Annotated in this window: 14 protein-coding genes; 5 read left to right on the plus strand and 9 right to left on the minus strand. The window is 57.0% G+C overall.

Annotated features, from left to right (window positions below; genetic code table 11):
- Window positions 1–93: 93 nt before the first annotated feature.
- Window positions 94–426 carry a TraR/DksA family transcriptional regulator gene (locus AACY09_RS06105; RefSeq protein WP_339486645.1) on the minus strand — a complete coding sequence of 111 codons (333 nt, stop codon included), beginning with the start codon at window positions 424–426 and terminating at the stop codon, window positions 94–96.
- A 170-nt stretch (window positions 427–596) separates the two neighbouring features.
- On the opposite strand from AACY09_RS06105, the gene AACY09_RS06110 reads away from it, so the two are divergent.
- The 5 genes from AACY09_RS06110 to AACY09_RS06130 all read left to right on the plus strand — a co-directional run bounded on the left by AACY09_RS06110 (window position 597) and on the right by AACY09_RS06130 (window position 4852).
- Complete coding sequence (locus tag AACY09_RS06110) at window positions 597–2450, plus strand: Lnb N-terminal periplasmic domain-containing protein (RefSeq protein ID WP_339486647.1); 1854 nt, start codon at window positions 597–599, stop codon at window positions 2448–2450.
- 34 nt (window positions 2451–2484) lie between these two features.
- A complete protein-coding gene (locus tag AACY09_RS06115) occupies window positions 2485–2607 on the plus strand; it encodes a hypothetical protein (protein WP_339486649.1) in 123 nt (40 codons plus the stop codon).
- Window positions 2608–2704: 97 nt separating this feature from the next.
- A complete protein-coding gene (locus tag AACY09_RS06120; protein WP_339486650.1) occupies window positions 2705–3058 on the plus strand; it encodes a hypothetical protein in 354 nt (117 codons plus the stop codon).
- A 130-nt stretch (window positions 3059–3188) separates the two neighbouring features.
- Window positions 3189–3785 carry a c-type cytochrome gene (locus AACY09_RS06125; RefSeq protein WP_339486651.1) on the plus strand — a complete coding sequence of 199 codons (597 nt, stop codon included), beginning with the start codon at window positions 3189–3191 and terminating at the stop codon, window positions 3783–3785.
- Between the two features lie 11 nt (window positions 3786–3796).
- Complete coding sequence (locus AACY09_RS06130) at window positions 3797–4852, plus strand: c-type cytochrome (RefSeq protein WP_339486652.1); 1056 nt, start codon at window positions 3797–3799, stop codon at window positions 4850–4852.
- Between the two features lie 65 nt (window positions 4853–4917).
- On the opposite strand, the gene hutC is transcribed toward AACY09_RS06130, so the two are convergent.
- The 8 genes from hutC to hutI all read right to left on the minus strand — a co-directional run bounded on the left by hutC (window position 4918) and on the right by hutI (window position 15854).
- Window positions 4918–5631 carry a histidine utilization repressor gene (gene hutC, locus AACY09_RS06135; protein WP_339486653.1) on the minus strand — a complete coding sequence of 238 codons (714 nt, stop codon included), beginning with the start codon at window positions 5629–5631 and terminating at the stop codon, window positions 4918–4920.
- A gap of 194 nt (window positions 5632–5825) precedes the next feature.
- Window positions 5826–7361 carry a histidine ammonia-lyase gene (gene hutH, locus AACY09_RS06140; protein ID WP_339486654.1) on the minus strand — a complete coding sequence of 512 codons (1536 nt, stop codon included), beginning with the start codon at window positions 7359–7361 and terminating at the stop codon, window positions 5826–5828.
- A gap of 12 nt (window positions 7362–7373) precedes the next feature.
- Window positions 7374–8912 carry an HAL/PAL/TAL family ammonia-lyase gene (locus AACY09_RS06145; protein ID WP_339486655.1) on the minus strand — a complete coding sequence of 513 codons (1539 nt, stop codon included), beginning with the start codon at window positions 8910–8912 and terminating at the stop codon, window positions 7374–7376.
- Entirely contained in the window at window positions 8893–10488 is a 1596-nt protein-coding gene (locus tag AACY09_RS06150) for a BCCT family transporter (RefSeq protein ID WP_339486656.1), read from the minus strand. The genes AACY09_RS06145 and AACY09_RS06150 overlap by 20 nt, the downstream gene beginning before the upstream one ends.
- Before the next feature lie 78 nt (window positions 10489–10566).
- The gene (hutU, locus tag AACY09_RS06155) at window positions 10567–12234 is read right to left on the minus strand and encodes a urocanate hydratase (protein WP_339486657.1); all 1668 of its coding nucleotides are present in this window, start codon (window positions 12232–12234) and stop codon (window positions 10567–10569) included.
- Between the two features lie 29 nt (window positions 12235–12263).
- Window positions 12264–13589 (minus strand): YjiH family protein, encoded by a 1326-nt coding sequence (locus tag AACY09_RS06160; RefSeq protein WP_339486658.1) that lies wholly within the window; start codon window positions 13587–13589, stop codon window positions 12264–12266.
- A gap of 116 nt (window positions 13590–13705) precedes the next feature.
- Window positions 13706–14647: a formimidoylglutamase gene (gene hutG / locus AACY09_RS06165; protein ID WP_339486659.1), complete on the minus strand. Its 942-nt coding sequence runs from the start codon at window positions 14645–14647 to the stop codon at window positions 13706–13708.
- Window positions 14637–15854, minus strand: coding sequence for an imidazolonepropionase (hutI, locus tag AACY09_RS06170; protein WP_339486660.1), 1218 nt, complete (start codon window positions 15852–15854; stop codon window positions 14637–14639). Before hutI ends, hutG begins: the two co-directional genes overlap by 11 nt.
- Window positions 15855–15875: the final 21 nt, after the last annotated feature.

A 15875-nucleotide genomic window follows, 5' to 3' on the forward strand; every position in this document is an offset into this window, starting at 1 on the left:
TCGCCGCTTCGGACGCTGACCACAAGCGAAAGCAGTTGATCAATATCGACTAATTGCCATCGACCCACATAGACCAAGCGCCACCACAGGCGCTTAGCGGCTAATAGCGCTTTGCTCTGCGCAGGCCAAACAGTAGGCCGTGGCAGGCAATACTTGCAGTCGAGCGGACTCAATGGGTTCGGCGCACTTCAGGCATTGGCCATAGGTGCCTTCAGCTAAACGCAACTTGGCCAGGCCGACCGCATGCCTTCCCTCCTCTGCCTCGGCGAGCAAGGCTTCAAGCACCTCATCATTCTGGCGTTGAGCCGCCTGCTCTTCAGAGTCAGGTGAATGGCTGTCAGATAGGGTGTTACGGATAGTGGTGGCGCGCGAACTGTATTCGCAGAGCAATGCATCAAGCGCCGCAGATGGATCGAACTCTGTCATGACAGGCTCCTTGCAGATCATCTGCCTACAGTGTGTGTCCTAATTGAGAAACCTGCACGCACCAATGCGGTAAATAAAGCCGATTGGCGAGATGTTGATTCATGGCCTTGACACAAACCGCCAGCATCGCCAAAGCTCCAGTCTGGCCTTTTGTATAAGAACCTTAAACATTGAAACGGATTTTGGCAGTCTTGGCGGCATCTTGCTGCGTAGCGGTACAGGCCGCCCCGAATATCCCGGAAGCGCAGTTACAAGCATTGGCGGCGCAACCCTATTGGATATCCCTGGGCCACTACGAAACCGGTAAGCTGGGCGGCTGGCGCAGTTATATCGACGATGAAGATTTTTTTATCGCCGACACCGGTGACAGCGACCCGGCAGCGGAGCTAAGCGCCACGGTCAAAGCGCTTTATGCTCCGGCATCATTGGCCGATGAGCATGCACAGTGCAAATACCCCGCACGCACTCGCTGGCTGCGCGATCAACTGTCCCTCACAGACTTGCCAACGCCCCTATGCCAGAAATACAACGACTGGATGACCGAGGTTTCGCCACACAGCACCGTACTGGTGTTTCCTGCGGCCTACCTCAACAGCCCATCCTCAATGTTCGGCCACACGCTGCTGCGCATCGATCAGGCCGACGTCGACAGCAACAACACCGCCCTGCTTAGCTATGCGCTTAATTTCGGGGCCTTTATCGAGGGCATGGACAACAGCATGCTCTATGCCTGGAAAGGCTTGATGGGCGGCTATCCGGGCTTTTTTGCAGTCGTACCGTACCGGGAAAAACTGGCGGAATACCGCAGCCTGGAAAACCGCGACTTGTGGGAGTACCGGCTCAATCTCACCCCAGAAGAAACCCGGCGCATGATGGAGCATGTCTGGGAGCTCAAGGATATTGAGTTCGACTATTTCTTCTTCGACGAAAATTGCTCCTTTCGCCTGCTGGAACTGCTTGAAGTCGCCCGCCCCGGCATTGAGCTGACTGAAGATTTCCCGATCACTGCGATTCCAACCGATACCGTGCGCGCGGTTGAAGATGCCGGGCTGATTGAACGCATTGACTACCGCCCCTCCCGTGAACGTGAGCTGCTTGGTCGCGCCAAACAACTCACCGATGACGAACAGCAGTGGGTGCTGCGCCTGGCTGCTGATCAGTCAGCACTGAATGACCCTGCCTTTGAGCAACTGCCAGCTAAGCGTCGGGCCTTGATTCAAGATGGCGCGTTCCGCCTGTTGCGCTACCAGTCCACCAGCGGCGAGCGGGATTCAACCACCTCGGCGCGCAGCTTTGATCTGCTCAAGTCAATTAATCAAAACCCGCCACCGCTGCTCGACCTTGAGCGCCCGGATCTGCCCGAAAATGGCCACGAATCGCGCACCTGGCAACTGGGCGCGGGCAGCCGTGGTGATAAAGCCTTCGCCGAATATGGTTTGCGCATGGCGTATCACGACCTCAACGACAACCTGTACGGCTTCCCGATGGGTGCACAGATTGAGATCGCTCAACTTAAACTGCGCCAATACGAGAATAACCATTGGCAATTGCAGCAACTCGACTTGGCCAAGATTCGCTCGCTGACGCCGCGTAGTGAATTGCTGCAACCTTGGTCTTGGCAGGTTTCAGGTGGTGCGGAGCGCGTTGCGGGCAAGGATGACGACGAGTCTCTGGCGACTTACCTTACCGGTGGCGGCGGCGGTACCTGGCAACTGACCGACAACACCCTCGGTTTTGCTCTGGCCACGGCCCGGGTGGAAAACAACCGCGACTTTGCCGCCTTTGTCGCCCCGGCAGCCGGTTTTAACAGCGGGCTGTTATGGCGCAATCCATTGGGCAACCTGTTGCTCGAAGGCAAAGCCGATTACTTCTACAACGGTGAAATCCGCCGCAACATCAACCTGACCCAGCAATGGGAAATCTCACGGGACCTCGGCCTTCGCTTCAGCGCCGCCCGCGATTTCAGCCACCTGAGCACGCCAGAGAACACCTTGATGCTCGAACTCAAGTGGTACAACTATTGAAAGATCACTGATCGGCTTTGCGTAGGATGGGGCAATGCGAAGCTTGGCCACCGTGGCCCGCGCAAACAATCCGCGTATTCCAGACCGCAATGGTGGCCGAAAAAACGGCGGCCACCAGAGCGTCAACCGTCCGCACGCCGATGACGGCGCTGCGTAGGGCAATGATTTCATCACCTTTGCATGACGTTTTTTTAACCGCTCGCGCAGCACAATCAGCATTGAGCAAAGAGCTCATGCTTTTGTGAGACTGTGTAATGTGGCGTTTATTGAGCGTATGTATTCTGGCTGGACTGGCAGGCTGCCAGTCAACCCACGACAACCTGATTGACCAAGGTTATCCGCCAGCCTATGCCGTCGGCTTTCACCAAGGCTGCAGCAGCGGCCATCAGGCTGGCGGAGCGATCACCGGCAGCTTCAAAAAAGACGTACCACGCTACCTGAGCGATGTGATCTATAGCACCGGCTGGGATGACGGCTTCAGGCAGTGCCAAGCCATGCAAGACAGCGATGAACAGCGCGACTGGCAGGCTTATATCAATGACGAACGCGAGCAAGACTGGCAACGCCATAAAGACCAGGCGTTTGCCCAGGCGATGCGCAAGCGTTAATCCACCTTGAACACGACAAGATCAGGCTCAAGACCGCAAAACAAGCCACTGATTAAACCTGCGGTTGGGTGACGGGGACCACTCTGCGACCTATGCTCAATGCATATTCATGCAGGCAGGAAGGTTTCATATGCGTCCACTTTTACCCATCAGCACAGTGCTGACGCTGCTTCTGGCTAGCCATGCCAGTGCAGCCGAGGTACCACAAGCGGCGCAAACCTGTGTGGCCTGCCACGGCGTTCTGGGTGAAGGCACCCCGCAGGCGCCCAAGCTGGCCGGGCTTTCCAGCAGTTATATGAATGCTCAGATCGAGCACTTTATTTCAGGTGATCGCAACAACGTAATCATGACACTGATGGCGGAAAGTTTGGTTGACCTCAATGTTCGCCAACAAGCCCTGGATTACTACGCCAAGCAAGGCACAACGCCGACGCTGCAAAAGCGCGGCGATAACCTCAATCAATCCGCTGCGGAAAAACTCTATTACCAGGGCGATCTGCATCGCTCATTACCGGCCTGCTACAGCTGCCACGGCCCATCGGCGGTGGGTGGCGGCCACTTTCCGCGCTTAGCGGGCCAACAAAGCAGCTACCTCAAAGAACAGCTAATCGCTTGGCAAAAAAATGAACGCAAAGGTGACCCGGATAACACAATGGGTCATATCGCCAGCAAGCTTAAAGACACCGAAATTCAGGCTTTGGCTGACTACCTGTCAGCCATCAAGTAGAGGAGCAACCGATGCCTATCAAAAAAGCGTGGCTGTTCCTGTTACTTGCGGGCAGCAGTATTAGCAGTGCTGACGGCATAATTGCGGACATGCAGGATGAGATCCCCGCCCAGCAGAAAGCCGCGAACCTGGGTTACTTCGAACCTCGTGACCTGAGCAAAATTCCTGAAGACGCCTTTGGCGACAAGGTACGCAAAGGCTACGAACTTTTCGTCAACACCCAGCAACTCAGCGGCAAGTACGTGGGTAATCAACTCAACTGCACCAATTGTCATCTGGATGCCGGCAACAAAGCCTATGCATCGCCGATGTGGGCGGCTTTTCTGGCCTACCCCGAGTTTCGCAAGAAGAACAACAAGATCAGCAGCTTTGCCGAGCGCATTCAAGGCTGCTTCAGTTTCTCAATGAATGGCAAAGCACCTGAAATTGACTCTCCCGAACTGGTCGCCATGTCCGCTTATTCCTATTGGCTGCTTATGGGCGGGCTGCTCGACATGTTCGGCATGCAAGACAAGGCCGTACCCGAAATGAGTGATAAAGCCTTGCAGCAAGGTGGCAATGTGGATTCATTCAAGCTGCCCGGGCCGCTGAGCGACAAGGTAAAGCTAGATGCTCGAGGGCATATGCCAGGGCGCGCCTTCGCGGCATTGGAAAAACCCTCACAAGCACCGTCACCAGAACGGGGCGCCAAGGTCTACAGCGAACATTGCGCGCTTTGCCACGGCGCTAAAGGCCAAGGCACCGTAATGGCTGATGTACCGGTAATCCCGGCATTATGGGGGGCTCAGTCTTTTAACTGGGGCGCGGGCATGCACCGGGTCAACACTGCAGCCACTTTCATTTTCGAGAACATGCCACTGGGCAAAGCCGTTCAGCTAAAACCTCAGCAAGCCTGGGATGTTGCCGCCTATATGAACAGCCGCGAGCGTCCACAAGATCCGCGCTTTAAGGACGACGTCGCGACCACCGCTAAACAGTTTCACGCCGATGATGACGGCTATTACGGCAAAGAGGTGGATGGCAATACATTGGGCAGCGCGGCATTCCCGGCAACCACTGTTAAATAACGGTTTGTGCGGCTTGAAAGATGCCGGCCCCCTAAGCGGTTCCGGCATTGAGAGGTGCGCGGCAGTCAATTACGCCGACTGGCCCGTGAGCGCAGCTTGTAGCGGTCACCAGGATGGATCAGGCGCGCATAACTGATCAGGTGCTCTTCAGACCAGGTGCGACGAACCATGCTTAGGCACGGCGCGGCGGTGTCGATATCCAGCCACTGAGCGGTTTGGTTGTCGACCAGCAAGGCTTCAACAACATGCTCGACATCGGATATCGGGCAGTTTGCCACCAACACTTCATTAGGCGTTTTTTGCGAAAAATCCGTCTGCAGGTAGTCGGGCACCCAGCGGGGGTTCACAAAACGGTCTTCGAGTTGGATCGGCACACCGCTTTCACGGTGCACCAGAATCGTGTGAAACACTTGCGTGCCGAGACGGACACCTAAGCGCAGCGCGATTTCATCGTCCGCTTCAATCGCCTCACAGCGGATGACATCATTACTGTAGGCGTGGCCACGGCTGATGACTTCAGTGGCAATATTCAAGACTTCATGCAGCGAGGATTCAGCTTTGCGGTCCGTAACAAAGGTGCCGAGACCGGCCTGCCGAATCAAATAACCTTTCTGCACCAAATCGCGAATAGCCTTGTTCGCCGTCATGCGGCTTACACCAAAGTCGCGGGCTAACTGCTCTTCTGGAGGAATCTGATGATTGACCGGGTAAGCACCGCTGCTGATACGCTCTAACAGATGCTCTTCAATGACACGATAACGTGGGATCTTGCTGGCCACGTAAATTCCTTGGTGTGTGAGCGACGCCCCAATAATACAGGCCGCGGCCGATTAGGACGAGTGATGGGCACGGCATCGGGGCAAACTGCCAATTTCCGACACCATGGTGGCCCACAAACCTCCACTGACCTTTAACACTTCGGTTGCCAAGCTTCGCGTTGACGCACCCTACAACAGCCTCCCCCGGTGTGGCGCTACCCCTGCGACGGCAATAGCCTGGTGGGCATCAAGCCCGACAATACACGCTGCTTGAGCAACTCATCAGCGGCGGCAATGTCCGGAGCGAAGAAGCGATCTTCAACGTAATACGGCACCGCATCGCGCAACACCTTGCGCGCCTGCTCCAGGACTTCGGAGCTCTTCAGGCCCTTGCGGAAATCCAACCCCTGACAGGCACCCAACCACTCAACGGCCAAAACTCCCCGGGTATTGGCGGCCATTTCCCACAGGCGTTTACCCGCCGCTGGTGCCATTGATACGTGATCTTCTTGGTTGGCTGAAGTTGGCAAACTGTCGACACTGTGTGGATGGGCCAACGCCTTGTTCTCGCTAGCCAGCGCGGCAGCCGTAACCTGAGCGATCATAAAGCCAGAATTAACGCCGCCATTGGCCACCAAAAATGGCGGCAACTGCGACATGTGTTTGTCCATCATCAGCGAAATACGCCGCTCACTCAGCGCGCCGATTTCAGCAATCGCCAAGGCTAAATTATCCGCCGCCATGGCCACAGGTTCCGCGTGGAAGTTACCGCCCGAGATCACATCGCCTTCGTCAGCGAATACCAGCGGGTTATCCGACACCGCATTGGCCTCAACCGCGAGCACCTCTGCCGCTTGCCGTAGCTGAGTCAGGCAAGCGCCCATCACCTGCGGCTGACAACGCAGTGAATACGGGTCCTGCACCTTGTCGCAGGCTTCATGGGAAAGGCCGACTTCACTGCTCGCCTCCAGCAGATAGCGGTAAACCGCAGCCGCATCAATCTGCCCGCGCTGGCCGCGTGCATCATGGATACGCGCATCAAATGGCGCACGTGAACCGAGCATCGCTTCAACGCTCAGAGCGCCGCAGACCGAGGCGGCGGCATACAGATCTTCGGCCTCAAACAGACCACGCAGTGCATAAGCAGTCGAAACCTGGGTGCCATTGAGCAAGGCCAGCCCTTCTTTTGCTGCCAAGGTCAGCGGCTCCAGCCCGGCAATTGCCAGTGCCTCCTTGGCTGGCAGCCATTCACCGCGATAACGCGCCTGGCTTTCACCGAGCAACACCAAAGACATATGCGCCAAAGGCGCGAGGTCACCCGATGCGCCCACCGAGCCTTTGAGCGGGATATGCGGATACACCTCGGCATTGATCAGCGCCAACAGGGCATCAATAACCTTGCGGCGAATGCCCGAGAAACCGCGCGACAGGCTGTTGACCTTGAGCAACATGATCAAACGCACCATGGCGTCGTCCAATGGCTCGCCAATGCCCGCGGCATGGGAAAGCACCAGCGAGCGCTGCAAATTTTCCAAATCTTCGGTGGCGATACGGGTTTGTGCCAGCAAACCAAACCCCGTGTTGATCCCATAGGCGGTGCGGCCTTGATCAAGAATGCCTTGCACGCAGGCAACGCTGTTTTCGATGCCCTGGTCAGCACAGCTATCAAGCTCAACGCGCTGAGGCTGCTGATAAAAACTGCGCAGCTCGGTGAGGTTCAAACGCCCTGGAATCAAGGTTAATACAGACATAATGGTATCCACTCAAAGATCGAAATTCGGCAGCGCCTGGCGCAAAGCGAACAGGGTGTTCACGTCGCGCAGCACTTCATAGGTGTGACGAATATCCTGATACAACGGATGCTCTTCTTCATAGCTTGCGACCAGTTCGCGCAGTAATCCCCATGCGCAACCAGTGCCCTGACCAAAAGGCCTGACATCAATAAAGTCAAAAGCCTGGGCCGCCAACAAATACTCAATCGCCAAAACGTAAAAGGCGTTTTCTATGGCTTTATCCAACTTCAGCGCCGCGCTTTCACCCAAACTCAGGTGGTCTTCTTGCAGCCCGGAAGTCAGAAAGTTGTCGGTCACCGCAGGCAAGGCCAAACGCTTGTTATCCGCCACCAACGAGGCCGCGCTGTACTGGGCGATCATCATCCCCGACTTGACCCCGCCACCCTTGGTCAAGAATGGCGGAAGCTTGTTGGCCTGCGGGGTGACTAGACGATAAGCCCGGCGCTCGGAAATACTGCTCCACTCGCACACCGCAATCGTCAGTAAATCGCAGGCCATGGCCACCGACTCACCGTGAGGGTTGGCTTGGGAAATAATCCGGTATTCTGCACCGTCCTTGACCACCAAGGGGTTATCTGTGGCGGAGTTAAGCTCATCGCTGACTTGCCGAGCCGCATGCTTGAGTTGGTCACGGCAAGCACCGTGTACCTGTGGAATGGCGCGCAGGCTCAAGGCATCTTGCAGGTGCGTGCCTTGCGCCTTGGCAACCACTTCACTGCCGGCCAACAACTGATGCAGGTTGGCCATGGTCTGCTGCATGCCGACGTGGGTTTTACGCTGAATAGCCGCTGTACTGATGGCATCGAGCTGACAACCCAATGCCTCGAAACTCATGGCCGCCACCACATCTGCGCAGCTCGCCAGGTGATAGGTATCGGCCAAGGTCAAACAGGCCAAGCCGGTCATTGCCGGCGTGCCGTTAACCAAACACAAACCATCCTTGGGGCCGAGCTCGACCGGCTGCATATCGATACTGGCAAGCGCCTGGCTGGCCGTCACAATCTGCCCGGCAAACTCGACATCACCAATACCCAGCAGCGCCAGACCAATGTGCGCCATGTGCGACAGATAACCCACCGAGCCTTGCCCCGGAACCACCGGAGTGACGCCTTGATTGAGCAAATTCAGCAGGCCATTGACCACGTCGCCGCTCACCCCGGAATAACCGTGGCTATAGTTGACCACCGCGCAGCACATGATCGCCCGTACTTGCTCACTGCGCAGCGGCGAACTGACGCCACAGGCATGGCTCATCAGCGTATGCCGCGATAGTTTGCTCAGCTCGCTCGGCGCAAAGACCACATCACACAGAGCGCCAAGCCCAGTGTTGATGCCGTAATGTGGTTTGCTGGAACGGGCAATCTCCAGCACCGCTTCACGGGCTTCATTCACCCGCATCCAGCGGTATGCCGACAACTCCATGCGCGCGCCGCAGCGCGCCACGTTCACCACATCGGTCCAGGTGACCGGCGCTTCGCTAAGCAATACATCAGGCAATAGGTTGTTCATTTACCGCCCCTAACTGCTCGCGGCTTTCAACCAGGTCAGTGTCCAGTGCTTCCTTTTTGAAGACGAACACACGCGCTGCCGATGCCGCGATAAGGATAAACAAAAACAGCACAGTGAAACCGCCCGCAGCCGCCAGGTACTTGATGCCATCCACGCCCTGCGCACCCCCGCCGAAGGCAACCATGATGAAGGCAATTGCACTGATCGAAAGGCCCCAAATAATCTTCTGCGACTTAGGCGACTCTTCATCTGCACGGATGTTCTTGGTGCAGATTGAGGCAATGGTCGAGGTCATGGAATCCGCCGCGGTGGCAAAGGAAATGATCAGAGTGAAGATCGCCAACGGCACCAACAAGCCAGACATCGGCAAGTGCTGCAAGAAGCCCCACAACCCCGCAACCGCGCCGTGATCGGTAATCACCTTGATCAAATCCAGGCTGCCATCGAGCTGCCACTTGATAGCGGAAGCGCCCCAGATTGCGAACCAGACCATGCCGAACACCGAGGGCAGAATCCAATTGATCACCAGAAACTGACGCAGGGTGCGTCCATAAGAAATACGCGCTAAGAACAGCCCCATTAACGGCGCATAGGCAATCCAGATCGACCAGTCGTACATGGTCCACCAGGTAACCAGTGCCTCGCCGCCAGATTCCTTGGTGTCAAACGACCAGAGGAAGAAGTTATTCAGCCAGTAGCCGATCGAAGTCACCGACAAATTGAAGATGTAACTCAGCGGGCCAACGATGAGCAAAATGATGACAAAGGCGTAGAAGATATAGGCGTTGACTGAAGACAAAAACTGAATGCCGCGCTTCAGACCGGACAGCGCCGAGGTGACAAACACCGCTGTGATCAGCAAGGACAGCATCAGCCAGGTCATCGGGCTGGATTGAATGCCGTACTGCGCCTCAATCCCCGAGCTGATCAGCGCCAGCCCCGCGCCCAGCGACGATGCCAAGCCCAATGCAATCGCCAGAACCGAGACAATATCGATCAGTGATTTAACCAGCGGACGTCGGTTATGCGCACCAATCAATGGCGACAGGGTTGAGGCGATGGAGAACTCTTTTTTCCGGTTGTAATGCATATAGGCGATCATCAAACCGACAATCGAATACATCGCATAGGGAATAAAGCTCCAGTTATGGAAGCAACGCGCCAAGGCAAAAATCGCCGCCTCGGCGCTGCTTGGAGCAAAAGATTGATTGGCAATCTCGCCGTAGATATTACCCAGGTAAATGATCGGTTCATTGACTGAGTAAGTCACCACGCCAGTCGCAATCCCGCCCGTCAAAGCCATCGCAAAATTGGAGGCCATGGAAAAGGTAGGTTTGGCATTCGGACCACCAAGACGGATATCACCCGCCTTGGAGAAGAAAATATAGACCACCAGTCCCAGCACCGATATCGCCAACAGCTGGTACAGCCATGCAAAATCAGAGAGCGAAAAGTAGAAGACGTCTTTGGCCACACGGACCAACATTTCATTGTTCAACAAACCGACGGTTACGGCGATCAGGACCACCAGGAATGTTGGGATAAACACGCTACGGTTGAGGCTTTTGGAGTTCATTGTTGTCGGCCTTCTTGGGTGTTGCGTCCGATGCACAACCATTCGCGATCCTTGTCGCGAATGGTTGCACCCTTGGGATTAGCGCTCGCCTAGCATTGGTAAATCCAACCCCTGCTCGCGGGCGCAATCAGCAGCAATATCATAACCAGCATCGGCATGACGCATGACCCCTGTACCCGGATCGTTGCGTAGAACCCGGCCCAGACGTGCACGCGCTTCGGGTGTGCCGTCTGCGACGATAACCACACCGGAGTGCTGCGAGTACCCCATGCCAACGCCGCCACCATGGTGCAGCGAGACCCACGTCGCGCCGCCAGCGGTATTCAACAGGGCATTGAGCAGCGGCCAGTCAGACACTGCATCAGAACCGTCGAGCATGCTTTCGGTTTCACGGTTCGGGCTGGCAACCGAGCCCGAGTCGAGGTGGTCACGGCCAATGACCACCGGCGCTTTAAGCTCACCGCTGGCGACCATGTCATTGAAGGCTTGGGCCAAACGGGCGCGGTCCTTCAAGCCAACCCAGCAAATACGTGCTGGCAGACCCTGGAAGCTGATACGCTCGCGGGCCATGTCCAGCCAGTTGTGCAGGTGCTTGTCATCCGGAATCAGCTCTTTGACCTTGGCATCGGTTTTATAGATATCTTCCGGATCACCCGACAACGCGACCCAACGGAACGGGCCGATGCCCTGACAGAACAACGGACGAATGTAAGCGGGTACGAAACCGGGGAAGTCAAAGGCGTTGTCGACGCCCTCTTCCAATGCCATCTGGCGGATGTTGTTGCCGTAGTCGAAGGTTGGAACACCCATTTTCTGGAATGCCAACATGGCGCTTACGTGCTCTGCCATCGACTGCTTGGCCGCTTTAACCACGGCATCGGCATCGGTCTGCGCACGGTCGCGGTACTCTTCCCAACTCCAGCCTTTTGGCAGATAGCCGTTGAGCGGATCATGGGCACTGGTCTGGTCGGTGACCATGTCCGGGCGCACACCACGGCGCACCAACTCAGGCAAAATATCAGCGGCGTTGCCACACAGCGCAATAGAGATCGCCTTGCCTTCAGCGGTGTATTTGTTGATTCGCGCCAGGGCATCATCCAGGTCAGACGCCTGCTCATCGACATAACGGGTTTTCAAGCGAAAATCGATGCGGCTCTGCTGGCATTCGATATTCAGCGAGCAGGCACCGGCCAAGGTTGCGGCCAGGGGTTGGGCACCGCCCATGCCGCCCAGGCCGGCGGTCAGCACCCAGCGTCCGCTCAGGTTGCCGTCGTAGTGCTGACGACCGGCTTCGACGAAGGTTTCATAGGTGCCCTGGACAATGCCTTGCGAGCCAATGTAGATCCAGCTGCCCGCGGTCATCTGGCCGTACATGGCCAAGCCCTTGGCATCGAGCTCGTTGAAGTGCTTCCAGGTCGCCCAGTGCGGTACCAAGTTAGAGTTGGCAAGCAATACACGCGGCGCATTGGCATGGGTTTCAAACACACCAACGGGTTTGCCTGACTGAATCAACAAGGTTTGGTTGTCTTCAAGACGTGTCAGAACTTCCACAATCTTGTCGTAGCATTCCCAGTTGCGCGCCGCACGGCCAATCCCGCCGTAGACCACCAGCTCATTTGGATTCTCAGCCACTTCCGGGTCGAGGTTGTTCATCAGCATGCGCAGCGGCGCTTCGGTCAACCAGCTTTTAGCGGTGAGTTTGTTGCCACGTGCAGCGCGGATTTCAGTGTCACGGAAGAGGCTCATGTCAGGCTCCTGTCAAATAGCGTCGAGGCTTAAATAAGGTTGAATGAATGCGCCAGGTACGCCAGCGGGATGCTGAATACCAGGCTTAAAACAGTGCGCTGCAGCCAGACCACAAGCAGGTCGCGCAAACGCAATGGAATCCGCGTGGCAAGCACGCAGGGAATTGATGCAGAGAGGAACAGCACGCTGCTGACCGAGACGATGGCGACGACAAACTTGACCATCACTTCAGCATCTTTAAGCAGGATTGCCGGGAGGAACATTTCCGCCAGCCCGGAAGCGATAGCACCGGCCACGTGCATCGGATCGCTAACGCCCAGCAGCCAGGTCAGTGGGTAAAACAGCACACCCAACGCATCAAAAATGGGGGTGTATTTGGCCGCCAGTAAGCCGAGCAGGCCCACCGCCAGAATGCTGGGCAGAATCGCCGCGGTCATGCGCAAACCATCAACAAAGGTTTCGCGCAGAGAGACCCACAAAGCAGGCGCTTGGCTGGCTTGGGTCAGGCCGGCATTCCAGGCACTGGCAAAGCGGCTCTCACCGGGCTTCAGCTCTGGTTCGGGCGTGCGCTCACTGGGCAGTTTCGACAGCGGATAAATGCGCGCACTGACTGCCGTCACGCTGAAAGTGACCAGCATTGCGCTCCAGAAGTACAGGTTCCAGCTGCCCATCAAGCCAAGGGTTTTGGCGATGATGACCATAAACGGCGCCGAGACAGTGGAGAAGCCCGTGGCGATAATTGCTGCTTCACGCAGGGTGTAATGACCCTGTTGATACATGCGGTCAGTGATCAGCAAACCCACTGAATAGCTGCCCACAAACGACGCTACCGCATCAATCGCGGATTTACCCGGCGTATGCCAGATCGGCCGCATGACCGGCTGCATCAAGACGCCAATCAATTCGAGCAGACCAAAGCCAATCAGGAATACCAGCGCCAGCGCCCCCAACGGCACAATAAGGGCAAGGCTCAAGACCAGCTTATCGAACAGAAAAGGCAACATGCCCGGCGCATAGAGGGCTTCTGGACCGATGTGCAGCACATAGGCCACACCGATCAACAACCCACAAACCTTGAGCGCACTGAACACCATGGTCGTCAGGTCTTTGCGCCAGCTACCGCTGAGCCAGGGCTGCAGCGCGCCATAGAGCATAAACAACAGCGCAATGCCGATCACCAGCGGCCGGGCACTGGCTTGCAGGGCGCTGGCTGCGTGGTCAAGAAGAATGGTCGAGCGACCGCCAATGGTGAAGGGTACAAAAAAGATCAGCAGACCAATCAGGCTGTAGCCCAACAGGCGCGCCAGAGCCCGAGGTTTTGAAACACCTGCCGTCATGGATAGTTGCTCACTCATGCCAACGCTCCGTGCACGGTGGCTTCACTTCGGGTCGCGACCAGACTCATGGGTAATTCCTCACTGTTGTTTTTGTTGGAGAATCTTTGTGTTGCCGTGCCGGCGGCGTCAGCGAATCAGCCGGTTAAGGTCAGCAGGTGAATCAATCGTGCGGCGACTCGCGCCGTGCGGGTGTCGATATCGTGATTGGGGTTCAACTCAGCAAGATCGATTAGGCGCAACTTGCCGCTATCACGGATCTGTTCGAGCAAGGGCTCCAGCAAGGCCAGCGGAACACCACGCGGAGCCGGTGCGCTCACTCCCGGCGCCTCGCAAGCAGGCAAGACATCGATATCAATGGTCAGGTAAACAACGTCGCAGTCATTGATAAAGCCCTGTACGTCTGCACCGATTGCACTGAGGCTGTCTGGACGGATCTGCCGGTCTTCACGCACCAGCACATCTAACGCCTCGGCCCGCTGAAACAGCGCGCGGGTGTTGCTCGCCCGGCTGACGCCAAGGCAGGCGTAGCGAAATGGCCAATTGCGCTGCGCACATTGCTCGGCAATTTGCGCGAACGGCGTGCCCGACGAGCGGACGAACGCCGGATCACGCAGGTCAAAATGGGCATCGAAATTAATGATGCCGATGCGCGGCGCGGTCTCGCCATCCATATGCTGGGCAATGCCTTGCCAGCTACCAAAAGCCACCTCATGGCCGCCACCTAGAACAATCGGCAGGTGTCCTGCATCGAGCAGTGCCGCCACGTTAGCGCCTAGCCGCGCTTGCGCCGCTTCGAGGTTATCGTCTGCGCATACCACGTCACCGGCATCAAAGGCCGGAGCGTTGCGGTGCCAAGCTAGGTTAGCCAACGCCTTGCGAATGGCTTCAGGCCCAGCCGCTGCCCCCACCCGTCCATGATTGCGGCGCACACCTTCATCACTGGCAAAGCCAATCAATGCCACTCCGGGCTGGACGTTTGCGCTCAGTGACTGGATCTGTTGATGCCAACGCGGGCTGTCTGCTTCAGGGTCGGTGCGTCCGGTCCAGAGTTGCATGCAGTGACGATCAACGGTCATGGGTCAGCGCTCCTGCAAATACCCGCTGACGCAAACGGCCGGGCTGAACGGCATAAGCCAGTTCAGCTGCCTGCTGCACATCCCAGACACAAAGATTGGCGGGCGCGCCAACGGCGATACGCCCGAGATCCCTGCGTCCGATAGCCGTGGCGGCATGAGCGGTCATGCCCGCCAAAGCCTCGCGCGGCGTCATGCGGAACAAGGTGCAGGCCAGATTGAGCATCAGGGTTGGAAAGCAGATTGGCGACGTACCCGGATTGGCATCACTGGCCAAAGCCATCGGTACCCCGTGATCGCGTAATAGCTGAATGGGCGGGAGTTGGGTTTCACGCAAGGTATGAAAGGCACCCGGCAACAGCGTTGCAACCGTACCTGCTGCGGCCATTGCCTTTACCCCGGCCTCATCAAGAAACTCAATGTGATCGGCCGAAAGTCCACTGTAGCGTGCAGCCAGGGCGCTAGCGCCCTGATTCGATAACTGTTCAGCATGTACTTTAATCGCCAGGCCGTGGGCCTGGGCGGCGATAAACACCCGCTCGGTCTGCGCCGGGCTGAAGGCAATGTTTTCACAAAACACGTCCACCGCATCGACCAAGCCTTCGCTGACCGCCGCTGGAATCATCTGCTCGCAGACCAGGCTGATATAGCCGTCGCTGTCATCGGCATATTCGGGCGGCAACGCATGGGCGCCGAGCAATGTCGTGGTGATATGAACCGGAAGTTGCTCAGCCAGACGCCGGGCGACGCGCAGCATCTTCAGCTCATCGACGACGGTTAACCCGTAACCCGATTTGATCTCAACACTGGTGACGCCGTCATCCATCAGCGCCTGCAAACGCGGCAGCGCTTGCGCCAGCAATTGATCTTCGCTGGCAGCACGGACGGCGCGAACCGAGCTGATGATGCCACCGCCCGCGCGGGCGATTTCGGCATAACTGGCGCCCTCAAGACGCAGCTCAAATTCGGCGGCGCGATTACCCGCATACACCAGGTGCGTGTGGCAATCGACCAACCCTGGCGTCATGACGCCGCCACGCCCAACCTCAATGGCACCCTGAGCGTCCTGTACAGCAAAACTGGACTCAGGCCACACACCCGCAACCACGTCACCTTTGACCAAAACAGCCATAGGTTCGGGTAGCGCTTGTAGACCATCGAAAACACTGACATCACGCCAAAGCTTGGCTGTGTGGCTGGACAACGGCATTGGATTGCTCCCTGGCTCTTA

Origin of the sequence: Pseudomonas sp. EL_65y_Pfl2_R95 (genome assembly GCF_963971045.1) — a bacterium.
In the GTDB taxonomy this organism is placed as follows: domain Bacteria; phylum Pseudomonadota; class Gammaproteobacteria; order Pseudomonadales; family Pseudomonadaceae; genus Aquipseudomonas.